Annotated in this window: 12 protein-coding genes; 6 read left to right on the top strand and 6 right to left on the bottom strand. The window is 66.0% G+C overall.

The genetic code is table 11. The features are described 5' to 3' along the window. Positions 1-165: 165 nt before the first annotated feature. Positions 166-840, top strand: a complete 675-nt coding sequence (locus C479_RS07415; protein ID WP_007700252.1) for a hypothetical protein — start codon at positions 166-168, stop codon at positions 838-840. Positions 841-1130: 290 nt separating this feature from the next. Here C479_RS07415 and C479_RS07410 read toward each other — a convergent pair whose 3' ends face one another. Next, positions 1131-4991 (bottom strand): S8 family serine peptidase, encoded by a 3861-nt coding sequence (locus tag C479_RS07410; protein WP_007700249.1) that lies wholly within the window; start codon positions 4989-4991, stop codon positions 1131-1133. A 285-nt stretch (positions 4992-5276) separates the two neighbouring features. Next, positions 5277-6236 (bottom strand): hypothetical protein, encoded by a 960-nt coding sequence (locus C479_RS07405; RefSeq protein ID WP_007700247.1) that lies wholly within the window; start codon positions 6234-6236, stop codon positions 5277-5279. A gap of 225 nt (positions 6237-6461) precedes the next feature. On the opposite strand from C479_RS07405, the gene C479_RS07400 reads away from it, so the two are divergent. Next, the gene (locus C479_RS07400; RefSeq protein ID WP_007700244.1) at positions 6462-8090 is read left to right on the top strand and encodes a hypothetical protein; all 1629 of its coding nucleotides are present in this window, start codon (positions 6462-6464) and stop codon (positions 8088-8090) included. A gap of 289 nt (positions 8091-8379) precedes the next feature. Here the strand turns inward: C479_RS07400 and C479_RS07395 are convergent, their stop codons facing one another. Continuing rightward, on the bottom strand, positions 8380-9330 hold the full coding sequence (locus tag C479_RS07395; RefSeq protein ID WP_007700241.1) for a hypothetical protein: 951 nt from the start codon (positions 9328-9330) through the stop codon (positions 8380-8382). Between the two features lie 219 nt (positions 9331-9549). Here C479_RS07395 and C479_RS07390 point away from each other — a divergent pair, with 219 nt between their 5' ends. From C479_RS07390 to C479_RS07380, 3 genes are all read left to right on the top strand, one after another. Continuing rightward, complete coding sequence (locus C479_RS07390) at positions 9550-9945, top strand: hypothetical protein (protein ID WP_007700238.1); 396 nt, start codon at positions 9550-9552, stop codon at positions 9943-9945. Positions 9946-10005: 60 nt separating this feature from the next. Beyond that, positions 10006-11295, top strand: coding sequence for an adenosylhomocysteinase (locus C479_RS07385; RefSeq protein ID WP_007700236.1), 1290 nt, complete (start codon positions 10006-10008; stop codon positions 11293-11295). Positions 11296-11448: 153 nt separating this feature from the next. After that, the gene (locus C479_RS07380) at positions 11449-12279 is read left to right on the top strand and encodes a hypothetical protein (protein WP_049907146.1); all 831 of its coding nucleotides are present in this window, start codon (positions 11449-11451) and stop codon (positions 12277-12279) included. Positions 12280-12285: 6 nt separating this feature from the next. On the opposite strand, the gene C479_RS07375 is transcribed toward C479_RS07380, so the two are convergent. The 3 genes from C479_RS07375 to C479_RS07365 form a co-directional block, all read right to left on the bottom strand. Then, the gene (locus C479_RS07375; protein WP_007700232.1) at positions 12286-12531 is read right to left on the bottom strand and encodes a hypothetical protein; all 246 of its coding nucleotides are present in this window, start codon (positions 12529-12531) and stop codon (positions 12286-12288) included. Between the two features lie 326 nt (positions 12532-12857). Then, entirely contained in the window at positions 12858-14315 is a 1458-nt protein-coding gene (locus C479_RS07370) for an MFS transporter (RefSeq protein ID WP_007700230.1), read from the bottom strand. 129 nt (positions 14316-14444) lie between these two features. Next, positions 14445-15320, bottom strand: coding sequence for a winged helix-turn-helix domain-containing protein (locus C479_RS07365; RefSeq protein ID WP_007700228.1), 876 nt, complete (start codon positions 15318-15320; stop codon positions 14445-14447). A 110-nt stretch (positions 15321-15430) separates the two neighbouring features. On the opposite strand from C479_RS07365, the gene C479_RS07360 reads away from it, so the two are divergent. Then, positions 15431-16267 (top strand): CPBP family intramembrane glutamic endopeptidase, encoded by an 837-nt coding sequence (locus C479_RS07360; RefSeq protein ID WP_007700227.1) that lies wholly within the window; start codon positions 15431-15433, stop codon positions 16265-16267. The last annotated feature ends 31 nt before the right edge of the window (positions 16268-16298 follow it).

The following is a 16298-nucleotide window of genomic DNA, read 5'->3' as shown; positions in this document are numbered from 1 at the left end:
CTGTGCGCTCGTGGCTGGCCGTCGACCCGTCGTCGTCCGTGGGATGATAAACTTTCAGAACTCGTTTTAAACACTCTAACTAATTCTCAGGCGTTCCTGCACGACGCCGAACGAAGCGAACTGCTGGGGGGCTTTATTCGGGAATCCCTGAATGAACCGAGTGGCATGAATCGCACCAAACCAATCGTCGCCGCCCTGCTGGCCGGGATGCTGGTCCTATCGGTCCTGGCACCGGTCGGCGCGGCCGCGACAACCGACGACTCGACCGACCTGACGATCGATGTCTCCGACGAGGAAGACCCAGTCGTCACGGTCACGCACAACGATAGCGCCGTCGAGAGCGCGACCGTCGACGTGGCTATCGACGAGAACGAGACCGACGAGAACGCGAGTTACGCCGGCGTCGGCACGTACACGACCGACGAGAACGGTACCGTCGACCTGCCCGCACCGAGCGAGGCAGTGACGGTCGTGATCACGGCAACCGCGGAGAACGCCTCCGCGACGACGACCGTCGAGCTCGGTCCGTCCGACAACGAGTCCGAGAACGCGTTCGGACAGCTCCTCTCGAGCTTCATCGAGGACACTGACAAGAGCGAGGTCGACGGGCCGTTCGGCCAGTTCGTCGCCGACTTCGTCCACGAGAACAACCCCGGTAACGCTCCCGATCACGCCGGCCCACCAGCAGACGCTGGCGGTGACAACGAGAGCAGCCAGGGTCCGCCGGCACAGGCGGGTAACGACGATGGCGACGAGAAGAACGGTCCGCCGGCCCACGCTGGCGGCCCGAACGACGCTGACGATGACGACGAAGACGACACCGAAGAGACCGACGAGTAACGGTCGTACGCGTCACACCCGTCCGTCGCGATGCCCTGCCGTCTCACACACGGCGGGGTAGCGACGAACCGCATCACAGGCACACCCACTACCGTTTCGGGTCACCGCCCGAATCGACGACGTTCGATTTTTCGGACTCCGACGGCTTCGAGCGACACGGCTGGCGAATGCGGCCGAACCTACCGAGACGAGAGCTGGGGCCAGCCGGGACTGATACCGACCGATCGTGTCGTCGATAGTATCGCGGGGCACGGATTGCCGCCAGGCCGGGTTATTGCCATCGGATTGTGCTATCGCCGCCGAGCGACGGCGACGATCGCGAGCGCGAACAGACCGGTGATGGCGGTGAACCCTGGAGTCGCGTCGCTGCCGCCCGAACTATCGGTGTCGTTGGTCGGAGCGGACTCGTTCGCTGCGGTTTCGTTGCCCGGATCGGACGGCGGTTCGATGACAGTGACGGGTCCGACCTCCTCACCATCGACCGCGAGATCGTAGGTGCCGGGTTCGTCGAACGAGAACTCGAGTGTGGTCTCGACGCGTTCGCCGGCTGGCACGTCGACGCTCGCCGTCCCGACGACCGATCCGTCGGCGGTGAGTCTGAGAGGCTTGGTCCCGGCCCCGTCACCACTGTTGAGGACCGTCACCGAGACCGTCCCCGTCTCGCCCGTCACGAGTTCGTCCGTCTCGAGTGCCGTTCCGACGAGCCAGAACGACGGTTCGGGATCGGACGACGCTGGCGGCCCGAACCCACCGCCACCGCCGCCCCCGCCAGTTTCTTCGACCGTCACTGTCGAACGCATCGTCTCGTTGTTCGTCTCGAGCGTGTAGGCTATCGGCCCCGTCGAGCCGGGCTGGTGTGAGAACGAGACCGTCGTATTGGCGACGTCGCTCGTGTTCGCCGTCCCGTTGAGCGCGATCGACCGGGTCGCTATCTGGGTATCGTCGACGGATAGGTTCGCGCTGTGATTCCAGTCTTCGGTGCCGAGATTGACGATGGTCGCCGAGACGGTGACGGTCTCGCCTTCCGTGATCGACTCTGGAGTGGTGCCATCGTCGATCCCGAAGTAGTACGGGAGCTGGTTGATCGAGCGCGGATCCAGCGCGGTCGTGTTCGTCACGCCTGCGACCGCGCTCGAGTTGGTCGAGAACGCCCGCGAGGAGACGTTCACGGTGTAGTCCGCGCCACGTCCCGGGACGGCGACCGAGAGGTTCGTGCCGGTCGACTCGTTGGTCCACGTCACGCCGGCCAACCCGCCGTCGTCCGTCGTCGCCTCGATGGTCGTGTTGGCGGTCCGCTCGCCGGTGACGGTCGCCTGCGTCGACAGTGTGGCGTTCCCGACGAGCTGGCGGTCCGCGGTCGTCGTCTCGGAATCGCGGAGCTCGGCCGTCGTCAGGCTCGCGTTCTGGTAGCCGAGTGCCGTCGCGTTGACGGTGTAATTCGTTCCGACGCCGGGAACCGCAGCCGCATACGAGCCGTTCGGGTCGGTCGCGTTTGTGAGGGTTGCGGAGCTTCTCGTATCCCTTCGGGTGATCTCGATCGTGGCGTTCTCGATCGGAAGCGGGGTCCCATCCGTGGTGACACCGACGGCGTCGGTGATCGAGCCGGCTATTGTCGCGTTACCGGCGAGCGAGACGTTCTGTGTTACCGTTCCGCCCGCCGGAGGTTCGGAAACGACAGTCGTATTCTGCTCGTAGCCGCTCGCCTCGACCGTGACGGTGTAGTTGGTCGTGCTGGGCACAGTGTTGGCGTCGTACGTGCCGTCATCCACCTCCGTCACGGGGTAGCTGGCGCCCGAATCCGTCGAAACGCTGATCGTGGCGTCCGACACCAGGTCACCGAAGTGCGCGTCCGTGACCGTGAGCGAGATGTTCGAGTCGCCACTGAGAGCGCCGTTCACGGACTTTTCATCCCCGTTCAAAGTCACCTCATCGCTCCCGGCTTGATAGCCGTCGGCTTCGATCGCCACGGCGTACGTCGTCTCGTTGCCGGGGAGGGTGAGCGAGTACGTGCCGTCGCGCTCGGTTGTGGTCGTGTAGGACCCAGCGCCGCTCGTCGCGGTGATCGTCGCACCACCGATCGCTACCGTCGGTGTCGACTCCGCGTCGGTTACGGTTCCGGTAAGCGTCGAGTCGCCGGTCAGCGCGGCGGTCGCCGTCGTCGAGCCGTCGTCCGGCACCTCGGTTGCGTACGCCACGTTATCGTAGCCGGGGGCCGAGACGACGAGATTATAGTCCACTCCGCCGCGAACCGCGTCGAACGCGTACGCACCGGTCGCGTCGGTCCGGTTCTCGTAGGTCATGCCAGTGTCCGGGTCCGTCGCCGTGACCGTCGCGTTCTCGACGGCCGTATCGGTCACGCCGTCAGTAACCGTTCCCGAAAGCGAGGCATTTCCGGAGAGTGCGATCGTTCCCAGGTCGACGTCGCTATTGGTATCGACCGTTTGATCGGGCTCAACGGCGGTTTCGTACCCGCCGTCGCTGATCGAAACGTCGTACGTCTCGTTATCCGGGACGTCGAATTCGAACGAGCCAGCCGCACCCGTCTTTCCGGAGACGGTTTCGGCCCCATTGTCCGCTGTGACGGTCGCGCCCGAAATCGGATCGTCGGTGGCCGCGTCGACGACTGTCCCGTTGATACTCCCGTACTTTACCTCACTGACCGCCTCGTGCGCGTCGACGATCCCGAGGCCGTAGCGTGAGTCCTTCCCCGTCGACTCGATCGAATACTGGGCGTCACTTTCGTCCCAATCGCTCGGTTTCCAGGCGCTTTCCTCGATCGCGCTCGTAATCTCGTCCGGCGAAAGGTCACGTTCCGTCGCTGATTCCATCAGGGCGACGACTCCTGCGACGTGAGGCGTCGCCATCGATGTTCCGCTTTTTTCACTATAGGTTCCCCCCGGAGTGGAACTATAGGTCCCAACTCCTGGAGCCGCAACGTCGGGAACGATCCACTGGGATGGCCAGTGGCTTCTGGGATTGCTGAACCCGCTTGCGTTGACGAGATTTCCGCTCGAAAAACTAGCGACGGTGTTCGACGAGTCGACCGCGCCGATCGTCAGCGCGTCGTAGACGTCTCCGGGACTCGAACTCGTCCCCTCACCGCTATTTCCCGCCGCTGCGACGACGAGCACGCCGGCCTGTTGGGCGTTCGATATCGCATCTGCATATTCGTCGTTGTAGGAGGCGCCACCCAGGCTCATACTGAGCACGTCTGCGCCGTTGTTGACCGCCCACTCCATGCCGGCCACGACCTGCGTGGTGGAGGCCGCACAATCGTAGCCGTCTTGATCGTACATCAGCACGCCGCCGACCATCAGACTCACGTTGGGGGCGACGCCAATGCTCGTTCCGGAGGCGTTGCCGCCCGAGACCGTTCCGCTCACGTGCGTTCCGTGTGTTCCACAGTCGTACGGCGTCGACCCGGAGACGCGGTCGCCGTTTACGTCGAACTCGGCCCATCCACCCGGATACGTGGTGTCGGATGCATCGGTCGTGTAGAGATCGATGTCTGGATGAGCAACGTCGACGCCGGTGTCGAGCACCGCAACCTTGGCGCCGCCGCCTCGCGTGTCGAACGCGTTCCACGCACTCGTGGCGTTGATCGAATCTAGCCCGTACGTCGTGCTGGTCGCCGATTTCGTTTCTATACTCGTCCTCGACGTGTTGACCATCGGATTCGTCGCGGGACTCGCCGATGCGGGCTCGACCATCTCGTTCTCGTGAATCGCAGTCACGCCGTCGATCGTTGCAATTTCCTCGAACGAGACCCGTTCCGTGTCGACCGTCACGAGTACCGCGTTGGCGATCCAGAAGCCGCGCTCGACGGTCACGCCGTCGGTCCGGGCCGCGAAGCGGGTGAGCGGCCCCTGGGTGGTGCTCGCCTTCGTCTTGAGCGTCTCCGTCGCATTCGCGCTTGCGGCGACCGTCGCCCGGTCCGCAGACTCGAACCGGACGATGGCCTCGACCTGGCCTTCGGCCGTCTGCAACGTCCGGTCGATCTCGACGCCCGCTGCCGGGTCGGTCTCGTCCGGCCGTAGTTCACCGTCGGCAGCGAATGCGCTGTCGACGGCGACTACCCCGCCGAGGAGTACCGCAACGAGGACCAGCACTGCGATAGTCCGTCGCGATCGATCGTCCGCCCTGAATCTCATCAATAGGGGACAAATCAGATCGAATATGCATAGGACTTCTGCCCAACGTACATTCCTATCCGTCAGGTTGGGCGTAAATACTGGCAAAATTCGACCGAATCGTCTCGTTCGGCCACGGGTTTCTGCTCGGGTTGCCCGTTCTGGCCGAACACAGAATTTTTCAAACGTTGCTAGTTGGGCAACAAATTGGCCGTTGGACTGGGTGAGCGATCGGTCTCAGGTCGATGATCGAACGGGCCGACGATTCCGCGATAGCACGGCCGTCGCTCGCTCGCGCCCGACGTGTCAGACGACCGCGATACCGTCGACGAAGACGAATCCGAGCGCGAGCAGAACGAGTGCGGCCCCACGGTTGAGGCCGACGTACCACGGCTCCGGCGTCACCTGTTCGCTCCCGCCGAACCCGATGAGCTCTAGCTCCTTCGAGATCGTGATGAACGTGTACGTTCCGAGCATGCCGAGGACGCCCGCGACGACGGCGACGATGCCGAACCCGATCGGCATCCCGATCCACCCGCCGTTCGCAACGCTGGCCGACGCGGCAGTCGAGACGAACGCCACCGCGGCGGTCAGCGCCGCCTTCCTCCTTCCAACTTCGAAGGTAGCGGTCGCCCCACCGTAGACGATGGCTGCCGTCCACACCCCCGAGACGACGACGGCGACCAGCCAGAGCGTGCCATCGGGAAACAGTTGCTCGACGGCTGCAGTTCGAACACCGTCGAGCGACCTCGGGTACGTCCAGCCCGCGACCGCGCGCTCGACCGCGATCGGTCGGGCGACGTACCGGAGGAGACCGGGTACTGCAGCGAGGGCGGCGATGCCGAGTCCGTCGCGGAACGCGGCTATCGCGTTCCCGTCGCTGCCACCGCTACGTCCGGAGACGAAGACGAAAAGTGAGCCGATCAGGAGAACCCAGGCGAGTGGAGCGATCGCGCCCCTCGGCGTCACGACGCCGACGGCGTCGCTCGCAGCCGTCTGGAGCGACCGTTCGAGCGTTTCCGGGGCGTCACAGTCGTAGAACGACGCATGCCGTCCGTCACAGACCCCTTCCGGCGGCTGATCCGGATTGTCGACAGTCACGGAGCCGCTGACTTCGCCGGTGACCGCGTCGCCCGCGTACACGATCGAAGCTCCGCTGAGTGCACAGAGCACGACGACGAGGACGGCGATGACGGGGAGTCGAGGGAGCCAGCCATCGAAGCCCTCGGTCGGGTGGACGAGCGCGCGAACACTTCGTTTCAGCACTACGTGATAGATCTCTATCCGGTCCGAATAAACTTTCCGGACGGAACGCTCCGTCTCATACGTGGGTGACTGGAGAGTTGTCAATTCTCGACTCAGGGGCTCGAACGAGTGGCCTCAGTTGCGAGTTCACACTCTCCCGTCCTCGCAGTCACTCCGAACGCGTCGGTACAAATATTACTTCGGCGGCGAGTGGTTGGATTTGCTATAGACACACTCCGGGTAGCGATGATCGACCGTCCCTCCCTTCGCAAGAGCGTCTTGGTTGCTTGGACCGAGTGGCGACGCGACGATCGCACGTTTACTCGCCTCTTCGACGGGCCTGCGTTCGCGTTCGCCGTCGTGGCCGTCGTGGGTTGGTTCACCTACGTGTTCGCGAATGCGTTTCTCGCAGGTGAATCGACGCTGCCCGTCCCACCGTGGCTGCTGGTCGGGCTCGCGGTCGCCGACGTAGTCTGGCAAAGCGGCCGGCTGACGCTGCGACGACTCCAGCGGCTCGAACCCGCGCTCTTGTGTCCCACCGTTCCGGTCAGGATTCCAGTCATCGGCCTGCTCGCGTTCGTCTACGCGCGATTGCTCGTCAGGATCGTCCCGCCCGTCGCCGGCGTGGCTGCCGGGCTGGGGCTGGCATTCGAATCGCCGGCACTCGGCCTCTCGATGCTCCTCGCGACGCCACTGGCAGTGGCGGTGCTGGTCGCGGCCGGTTCGACCGGCCGGCTCGCGAGTTACGCCGTCGGCAAGCGCGTGATCGGCGGGCGACCAGTTTACGGGTCCGTTCGATTACTCGCCGGGGCCGTCCTGGCGCTGCTCGCCGCGATAGTCGTCTCCGTCGGTGTCGCCGATCGGATCACGATTGCGAGCCCCGTCGAACTCGGTGGCCCCGACGCGTCGTCGGTGATCCCCTTTGTCCAGCCGGCTGGCGCGTCGATCGGGACACTCACCATCCGGTGGCTGGTCGTGGTCGCCATCGCGCTCGTGCTCGTGGCGATCCTCGTCCTGATGGCGATCGCACTCGTCGGCCGACTCTGGCGGACGGACCCGGTCGGCTCGTCGACGTCCCTCGATACCGGGTCGCTCCTCGCGCCCGGCAAACTCGATCGGCTTCTCGGCGGTCGTCTTTCGCGGTCGACGCTGACGTTTTTGCGCGCGACGCTGCGCGTCGAGCGGCGAAACCCCCGCGGACTCCTGTACCCGGCATACGTACTCGTTTTCGTCTCGTTCGTTGGCTTTCCGGTCATCGCGCTCGCGGGCCTCCCGTTCGCGCTGTGGGTCGTCCTCGCACTCGGCCTCTCGGCCGGCGTCGTGTTCGCGGTCGACCCGATCGCGCGGGTCTATCGGCCGCTCCCGATGCTCCTGACGACCGCCGACGCGCGAACCTTCGTCGGCGGCCCGCTCGTCGGTACCGTCGTCGCGGCCGTTTCGCTCCTCGCCGTCGGCTTCGTTCCGCTGGGTCTCTTGAACGATGCGTCCGTCCTGGAGACGCTCCTGCTCGCCCTCGTCGGCGTCGGCTTCGCGACGACGACTGCCTCGGTCGCCCTCGCGTTGGAACTCGCCGTCCCGTACGACGCCTACGAACGCGCGCCGACGATGTTCACCGACGTTCCGACGTACGGCGAGCGCGGCCTGGGCTCGTTTCGCCGCATGGGTGCCAGCTTCCTGCTCGCGAGTGCCGTCGGCGTCCCGGCGTTTCTCGGCAACGCGGCGTGGGTGTACGAACCGCTCGCCGATCTCGGGATTCCGGTCGGTGCCACTCGGCTCGGCTCGCTCGCGCTCACGATCTCCGTCGCCGCCTGCGGCTCGTGGTGGGCGTCTCGGCTCGCGGTCGAGCGGTACCGAGCCTACCGCCTCGATTCCTGACGGTGCCCTCGACGCGGGGATGATCCGTCCTCTCCTCTTGCGAATGGAGTATCACACATGGCGCGAGCCGAGGATTGTGCTGGTCGTCGATCGATACGGGCCGCGGCGTCGAACTGGCTGGTTCGGGAGTCGTTTCTTCCCAGCGTCTCGCTCGTGGCAACTCTCTGGCGGGTGTCGTCGGCAGCGGGCGGTCGAAAGCCGCTGCTGGACGCGATTCGGTCCTGTATCGACCTGACGGCGCGTCCGTGCGACGAAACGCGAGAGCGTCCGGACGGTCTCCGGCCCGTCCTCAGAGGACTGCGAGCCCGTCGAGGAGAACGAACCCGAGCGTGAGCGCGACGAGCGCGCCTGCGCGGTGAAGTCCGACGTACTGGGGTTGCGGCGGTGCCTCCTCGCCCCCGCCGAAACCGACGAGTCGCTTCGAGACCGTGATGTACGTGTAGGCGCCGAGCAATCCGACGATACCGGCGACGACGAACGGGAGGCCGAAGCCGATCGGGGCGCCGATCCAGCCGCCGACCTCGAGGACGGCCGACACGGTCGTCGTGACGAACGCCACCGCGGCGACGAGCGCCGCTCGACTCCGCCCCATTTCGAAGCTGGCCGTCATGCCCCCGTAGACGATGGCGGCCGTCAACACTCCAGAGACGGCCACGACGACCATCCAGAGCGATCCGTCGGGAAACAGCTGCGAGATGGCCGCCATCGGCGGCTCGTACAGTGATTGCGCGTACGGCGAGATGGCCGCCATTGGCGGCTCATACCGTGATTGCGCGTACGGATCCATGTACCCCCATCCCGCGAGCGACCGCTCGACCACGCCCGGTCGGACGGCGTATCGGAGGAGACCGGGCACCGCGGCGAGGGCGGCGATACCCAGTCCATCACGGAACGCGTCTCTCACGGCTCCGTCGTCCGTTCCTGCGCGACCCGCGACGAGGACGGCAAGCCCCGCGATCATGAACACCCAGGCGAGCGGGGCCAGCGCGGCCCGCTGCGTAACGCTGTCGAGGGCGTTACTCACGTCCGTCTCGATCGACTGGGTTACGTCCGACGACAGACCGACGGGGTGGCTCTCCTCAACCTGGTCGGCGACCGCTTCGCCGGCGAGCGCGATCGAGGCGCCGTTGACTGCGCATACCAGGACGACGAGGACGGCGACGACGCGAAGTCCGGGCGTCCACCCGTCGAACGCCTCGTGGGGCCGAACGAGAGTGCGGAGGGTGCGTTTCTGTGACATGGTTAGAATCCGAACACGCGTAACGTATAATTTTACGGGTTCTCGTCCTCGTCAGGCCCGCCGGTTGGCGTCCGACGTCTGTCGCTGGAGGCGGTTCGACGTGGGGCGTCGATCGACCCGAACGGAGTGATCGACCCCGCGATCAGCCGCCTCTCACGGACGCGGCCGGCGACTCTCTCGCCGGCACAAAGTTATGTATTCGAACCACAATTTCCAGATATGAAGGCCACTGCCCGCTCCCTCCGTGCGTTGCTCTCGAATCCGATCGTCCGGGAGTCGGTCCTTCTCGTCTTCTTGCTCGTGGGCAGTCACCTCGAGGGCGTCGTCGAAGTCCCGAAGTACGTCTCCATCGGTGCCGTGATACCCATCCTGGTGGGACTGTTCGCCGGGATCGGGCTGCGGCTGTCTCTCGGCGACGAGTCCGACTGGTCGGCGTTCCCGCACATCCTCGTCGTCTTCGTCGTCGGTGGCGCGTTCAGCTGGATCGTCTCGGCTGCACTGTTCGGCAGCGTCGGCGAGTCGGTTCGGATTTCCGGATTTTGCCTCGCAGTGCTTCTGGGGAGCGTCCTCGCTCGGAGCTGGCGGGCCGGTCGTCGGCTCGGAACCACGGCGTGACTCGCCCACCTGTCGTCCGGTGTCGGTAGGGTTTTGGCCCCGGTCCCACTCCGTTCGGGTATGAGCACGTATCCGCGGATTTCCGCGCAACTCGACGAGCTGGAAACGGCCGTCGAGGAGGGCCGACGCAAGATGGAGTGGGCGCGCCAGCACATGCCGATCATGGAAGCGGTCCGTGAGGACTTCGAGGACAACCAGCCGTTGGCCGGCGAGCGCATCGCGATGGCGATGCACGTCGAGGCCAAGACGGCGATCCTCGTCGAGGCCCTCGCGGCGGGTGGCGCCGAAGTGGCCGTCACGGGTTGTAACCCGCTGTCGACGCACGACGACGTCTCCGCGGCGCTGGACGACGTCGACAATATTACCAGCTACGCGAAGCGCGGCGTCGACGACGAGGACTACTACGCCGCGATCGAAGCGACGATCGACCTCGAGCCGACGATCACCGTCGACGACGGGATGGACCTCGTCGCCGCGATCCACGAGGACTACCCCGAGCTCATCGACACGATCGTCGGCGGCTGTGAGGAGACGACGACCGGTGTCCACCGCCTGCGCGCGATGGCCGACGACGGCGCGCTGGAGTACCCGGTCTTCGCGGTCAACGACACGCCGATGAAGCGCCTGTTCGACAACGTCCACGGCACCGGCGAGTCCTCGCTGGCCTCGCTGGCCATGACGACCAACCTCTCGTGGGCGGGCAAGAACGTCGTCGTCGCGGGCTACGGCTACTGCGGCAAGGGCGTCGCGAAGAAGGCGAGCGGCCAGAACGCGAACGTGATCGTCACCGAGGTCGAGCCCCGCCGCGCCCTCGAGGCCCACATGGAGGGCTACGACGTCATGCCGATGGCCGAGGCCGCCGACGTGGGCGACGTCTTCATCACGACGACGGGCAACCGCGACATCATCGTCGAAGAGCACTTCGAGCGCATGCAGGACGGCGTCCTGCTCGCCAATGCGGGCCACTTCGACGTCGAGATCGACCTCGACGCACTCGACGACCTCGCGGTCGACCGCTACGAGGCCAGAGACGGCGTCGAGGCCTACGAGATGGCCGACGGCCGCCGCCTCAACGTCGTCGCCGAGGGCCGGCTGGTCAACCTCGCCGCGCCCGTCTCGCTGGGTCACCCCGTCGAGGTCATGGACCAGAGCTTCGGCGTCCAGGCCGTCGCCGTCCGCGAGCTTCTGGAACGCGCACACGCCGACGAGTACGAACCCGGCGTCCACGATGTCCCCGACGAACTCGACCGCGAGATCGCCGAGATCAAACTCGCTGCCGAGGACGTCGACTTCGACTCCCTGACCGACACCCAGCGCGACTACATGGGCAGCTGGGACCACGGGACGTAATCCGGTCTGTCCTCCTCACAGCTACGGGGTGTTGGCTGTGAATACGAACGACGCCCGGTCCCCGTCGGGCCTCGCTACGACGCGGGTCGGCCCGTGGCCCGGTGCGCAGGCGATACCAGTTATTAAGTGCGATCTGTGGGTAAAATCCGCGTGATGAATAGCGTTCGCAGGCATCCGCTGGTGATTGGAACTCTCGGCGGACTCGGCCACCTCCTCGTCGTCGGCGTACTCCTCTGGCAGTTCGACTACCACGTATTTCGATCCACCACTGAACTGTTGGTCCTCGTACCGGGCGTGTTCGTCCTCGGGGCGCTTCCGGTCGCGCTCTCGACGCATACGAGACTCGTCGCTCCCGGCGGCGGATTCCTGGCGCTCGTGGCGAGCGTCGTGATCGCCGAGGTGGCGACACCAGCTCCGCAGAAGGTCGGCGAACTCGGCGGACACGCGATCGTCGACGGCCCGTTTTACGCCCTGCAGTACGCCGATTCGTGGTATCTCTGGCTCTCGCTCCTGTTCGTCACCGGCGTCGTCGAATTCGCGATCCGACGCGGCTACGCCATCGGCGACGACCGGCTTCGTCACCTGCCGGACCTGCCCCTGTCGTCGGATCGACTCGGGACGGTGGTCGTCGTCTGTAGCGCTGTCGTCGGAACGGCGATCGTGGGACTCCTCGTCGCTGGCAACCTGTGGGATTCGATTCCGGGATACGCGATCGGCTTCGCGGCGGCGACCGCGGCGACGGCGGTCCCGGTCGTCGCGCTGCTCGCCCGGGGCCTCGTCGCTCCGCTCGTCCTGTACTGTCTGGTCATTACGAACACGGCCCGCGTCCACGTGTTCGCCGATCCCGACGGACTCTCAATGGTCTTCCTCGGCGTCATGGTTGGCGTCTTCGCGATCGCTGCGGTGGTCGAGTGGCTCGGTCGGTCGCAACTCCTCGGGTGGGACGGCGGCCGATTCGCCGCCGAAGCGCGCCTCGGCCAGTAGACCACCCTACTGCGGGTCTCCCCGACGCGCCCGTGCCTTCACCCGTTCCGCGAACTCGGAGAGATTTATCGCCGCGGCGCAATCCGGACAGCAGAACCGTTCGGCAGTCTGGTACTCGTGCGACAGCGCGGCCGGCGGCTCGGCGACGAGCCGAAACAGCCGCGCCGGGGCCACGTCCCGATCACACCGATAGCACTCCCGGTCAGGAGCCCTGTCGCCGGTCCCGTCGCCCGTTCGCTCGACGGATTTCATCCGAGCACCTCGCAGTCCGACAGTTCGAACCGATCGAAGATACCCGGCCCCCAATCCCCGAAAACGAAGGTCGGCGACGGGTAGCGATACGACTCCCTAGACAACGGGCGTGCGAGACCTTTTTGTCTCGATGGTGTGTTTCGGAACATGGCTGACAAAATCCCTCAGCCGGGATTTGGAAGCCACGTCCCGGGTGTACCAGCACCCGGGGCATTTCCTGCCCGTGCGGACGTCGCTTCCGTGCGGATGATTGACGTGATGGGTAATATAGTTACTGGTGAGGGAGTGGAATCAATCCATTCAGAAGATGGAAAACGGCAGGCCGTCTACCCGTCCAGACTCGTCTCGGCCGCGGGCGGGAGCGCGCGCATCTCCGCGTTGGCGAGGAGGTAGACGGCCTGCCCGAGGCCCGCGATTCCGATGCCGGCCATCGCGACCTGCGGGCCGAACGCGCCCGCGACGATCCCGCCGAGGAGCGCACCGACGGGGACGACCGCCGTCGAGGCCGACCCGAGGAGGCTGCTCACCCGCCCGACCAGGGCCTCCGGCGGCGCGGTCTGGACGATGGTGGCAATCTGGACGTTGACGGCGCCGAGGGGGATGAGCGAGAGGGTGAACAGGACGGCAGTCAGCGGGAGCCAGTTCGCGAGGAGGCCGGCCGTCCAGAAGACGCCGCTCGCGAGTCCGGAGGCGAGGAAGACGTAGCCGAAGGGTCGGTCCGAGACGGCGGAGGCGGCGAGCGCGCCGAGGAAGTTCCCGCCGGCGAACGCCGCCATGAGGATCCCGTAGGCGCCCGCGGCGCCGAGGGCGGCAAGCGATGCCGGCACGGCCAGCGAGTCGGCGTACGCCGGAATGGCCGCCATCACCATCCCGCCGGTGACGTTGAGTATCGACGCGGCGACGATCAGTGGGAGCAGGAAGGTCCCCCGCAGGATGTCGATGCCGTCACGCAAGCGATCGAGGTAGCCCTCGGGCGCTGGCGGTGCACCGTCGGTCCCGTCGCCGTCGCCTTCGGCACCGTTCCCGGAGTCGTCGGCTATCCCGTCACCGGCTGCCGACTCGTCGAGTGAGGGCCCGTCGTTGGTTTCCGTGTCGCCAACCTCGGGAGGGGTTCCCCCGTCGGTCGCGGGTTCGGCTCCCTCGTCTGTGACATCGGGCCCGGTCCGTTCGTCGGCCGATCGATCGGTCGAGTCGGGTTCGCCCGCGCGTCGAGCCGGCGGAATCGAGACCGTCGCGAAGACGAGCGCCGCCATCCCGAAGGTGACGGCGTCGACGGCGAACAGCGAGACCGCGCCGACGAGTCCGATGATCACGCCGCCGATGCCGTTGGCCACCATCTCGAACCCCTGGTAGGCCACCGAGAACGCCGAGTTGGCGGCGACCAGTTCCTCATCGTCGAGGATCCGCGGCAGTGCGGTCGTCTGGGCCGGATAGACCAACTGGTTGGCCGCCGACAGCACCGGCATCACGACCAGGACGTGCCAGACGGTCAACGACCCGAGCACGTGGGCGACCGGAATCGTGGCCACCACGACGGCCTGGAAGAGTTGCGTCCCCACGAGCAGCCGGCGGATCGGGTGGCGGTCGACGATCGGGCCGGCGAGAAACTGGAAGACCGCCGGCCCCTGGGTCAGGAATCCGGCGACGCCGGTGTAGAACGGGTCGCCGGTCAGACTGTACACGAGCCACATGGCCCCGATGAAGTAGAGGCTGTCACCGAGGTTCGTAATCACGCGACCCGCGAACAGTCTGCGAAACGTTCGGTTCTCGAATGGACCTCGCATGGAAACGAAGAGGCCCGGACACCCAATAAGAATAATCTGAACGACATTTCTGTAACCGGGAGGACAGAACTACAGCTCTGTTCGACAGCTGTCACTATCGGTCGGCAGGGTGGCAGATCGATCGGCCGGTCACTCGCGTTCGGCGGAGACGACCGAGAGGTCGTCGTCGATGCGGAGGGTCAATCGCTCGTCTGCGAGCGGGTAGGTGACTTCGGCGCTGTGGGTCGTCTCGTCGACGAGCGTCGACCGCGGGGCCCCGGTCTCGGAGCCGAGTTGCCAGAACGTGAACGTGCGGACGTCGATGCCGTGGTCGTAGTAGAAGGCGACGACGGCCGGCCGGTCGAGCAGTACCGTGGTGAGATCGATCTGGGTGGTCGCTTCGCACCGATCACAGTCGTAGCTGACAAGCACGATGTCGTCGACCGAGGCGGCCCGGTCGGGAAGCTCCTTCACGTCGAACTCCGGCCGTATCGGCCCCTCACACGACGCACAGAACTCGTTTCGCGCCTGGCTCACCAGCGTCGCGAGGTACCGATCCGCCACGTCGGGAAACGCCTCGGCGGGTTGTCCGGCGAACGAACCGGGCGGGATGGGGAACGCTGCCTCGAAGGATCCACCTGCACACTCGACTCGCGCCCGGTCGTCGGCGTAGAAGAACGTGAGCGCGTCCCCACAGAGCGGACACGGATCGTCGAGGTCGATCGGTCCGACCTCGCCACCCATCGTGTAGGCGCCCGACAGCAGCGAGCCGATCACGTGTCGTCCCGCGGCGCGAAGTTCGTACGTACCGTCCGTCTTGCGGACGAACCGGTCGGTGAGCTTGCCGAGGTGGTAGTTGAACTTGCCCGAATCCCGCATTCCGACGGCACTCCTGAGTTCCGAGAACGTCGCCGTCTGGCCGTCGGCCTCCCAGAGCGCCCGGAGGATGTCGATGCGGGACCCGTCGGCGAGTACCGAGAACGCCTCCTCGGGGTCGACCGTCTCGACGATGTGGGCGTCGTCCATGTGGAGTGTCTGGTCCGAGGGTGGCTTAGTGGTGACGGGGTGTCCGTCGACCGCCAGCCTGGACAGACTGGGAAGGAACACCCAAGGAGCCGGCCGACGAACGGAGGGGTATGTCTACTCGCCAGTCGGGTTCGTCGGTCTCGGGACAGGGTGGTCCGCTCTGGGCCGTGTTCGTCGCGATTGCCCTCTCGGTGTCGGGATTGCTGGTCGCCACGGCCACCTCCCTCCCGGCGGCGTTGCTCGACTCGACTTTGCTCTCGGACCCGGCGGCGGCGTCGAACCTCGCCACGGTCGTCTACCTGATCTTGACGTTCGCTGGCTACGCGCTGACCGGCGTGCTCTACCTCCAGTGGACCGATCGCGGCTGGGACTGGCTCGATCTGGAGCGTCCGACCCGGCGCGGCTGGCGCTACGTCCTGTACGGCATCGGCGGCAGCATCGGCTTCCTGATCGCCGTCCAGTTCGTCGCGACGGCCCTCGACCTCCCGTCGTCGGAAAACGACGTCATCCAGCTGATCGGGAACGATCCGAATATGGTACTCGTCATGATCGTGATCGTCTTCGCGTTCAACGCACCCGCCGAGGAGTTCCTCTTCAGGAACGTCGTCCAGAAGCGCCTCTACGCGTCGTTCAGCCGGATGGGCGCGGTCGTTGTCGCCGCGCTCATCTTTGCGCTGTTGCACATTCCTTCCTACGCGTTCGCGGTGGACGGCTCGTTTGCCCCGCCCGGCGCGATCGCGACCTCGCTCGCCGTCGTCTTCGGCGGCGCGGTCATCTTCGGCTACCTCTACGCGAAGTCCGACAACCTCCTCGTCCCCATCATCGCCCACGCCACGTTCAACGCCATCCAGTTCGGCCTCCTCTACATCGCGCTCAGGTACGCGCCGGAAGACCTGGAGTCGGCGAGTGCGGTCCTTGACGTCGTCCTCGGCGCTGTCCCACTCTAACGGATCCGCACGGCTGACTGACCGGTCGTCG

Origin of the sequence: Halovivax asiaticus JCM 14624 (assembly GCF_000337515.1) — an archaeon.
GTDB classification, from domain to species: Archaea; Halobacteriota; Halobacteria; order Halobacteriales; family Natrialbaceae; genus Halovivax; species Halovivax asiaticus.
Note: the sequence above shows the minus strand (reverse complement) of the source record. Positions and strands in the feature narration are given on the sequence as shown.

Excerpts from the sequence above, each read along its gene's own strand:
- C479_RS07390 (WP_007700238.1), top strand. The coding sequence starts at position 9,550 with ATGAAGGCCACTGCCCGCTCCCTCCGTGCGTTGCTCTCGAATCCGATC.
- C479_RS07375 (WP_007700232.1), bottom strand. The coding sequence starts at position 12,531 with ATGAAATCCGTCGAGCGAACGGGCGACGGGACCGGCGACAGGGCTCCT.
- C479_RS07380 (WP_049907146.1), top strand. The coding sequence starts at position 11,449 with ATGAATAGCGTTCGCAGGCATCCGCTGGTGATTGGAACTCTCGGCGGA.
- C479_RS07365 (WP_007700228.1), bottom strand. The coding sequence starts at position 15,320 with ATGGACGACGCCCACATCGTCGAGACGGTCGACCCCGAGGAGGCGTTC.
- C479_RS07385 (WP_007700236.1), top strand. The coding sequence starts at position 10,006 with ATGAGCACGTATCCGCGGATTTCCGCGCAACTCGACGAGCTGGAAACG.
- C479_RS07415 (WP_007700252.1), top strand. The coding sequence starts at position 166 with ATGAATCGCACCAAACCAATCGTCGCCGCCCTGCTGGCCGGGATGCTG.
- C479_RS07370 (WP_007700230.1), bottom strand. The coding sequence starts at position 14,315 with ATGCGAGGTCCATTCGAGAACCGAACGTTTCGCAGACTGTTCGCGGGT.
- C479_RS07395 (WP_007700241.1), bottom strand. The coding sequence starts at position 9,330 with ATGTCACAGAAACGCACCCTCCGCACTCTCGTTCGGCCCCACGAGGCG.
- C479_RS07410 (WP_007700249.1), bottom strand. The coding sequence starts at position 4,991 with ATGAGATTCAGGGCGGACGATCGATCGCGACGGACTATCGCAGTGCTG.
- C479_RS07400 (WP_007700244.1), top strand. The coding sequence starts at position 6,462 with ATGATCGACCGTCCCTCCCTTCGCAAGAGCGTCTTGGTTGCTTGGACC.
- C479_RS07360 (WP_007700227.1), top strand. The coding sequence starts at position 15,431 with ATGTCTACTCGCCAGTCGGGTTCGTCGGTCTCGGGACAGGGTGGTCCG.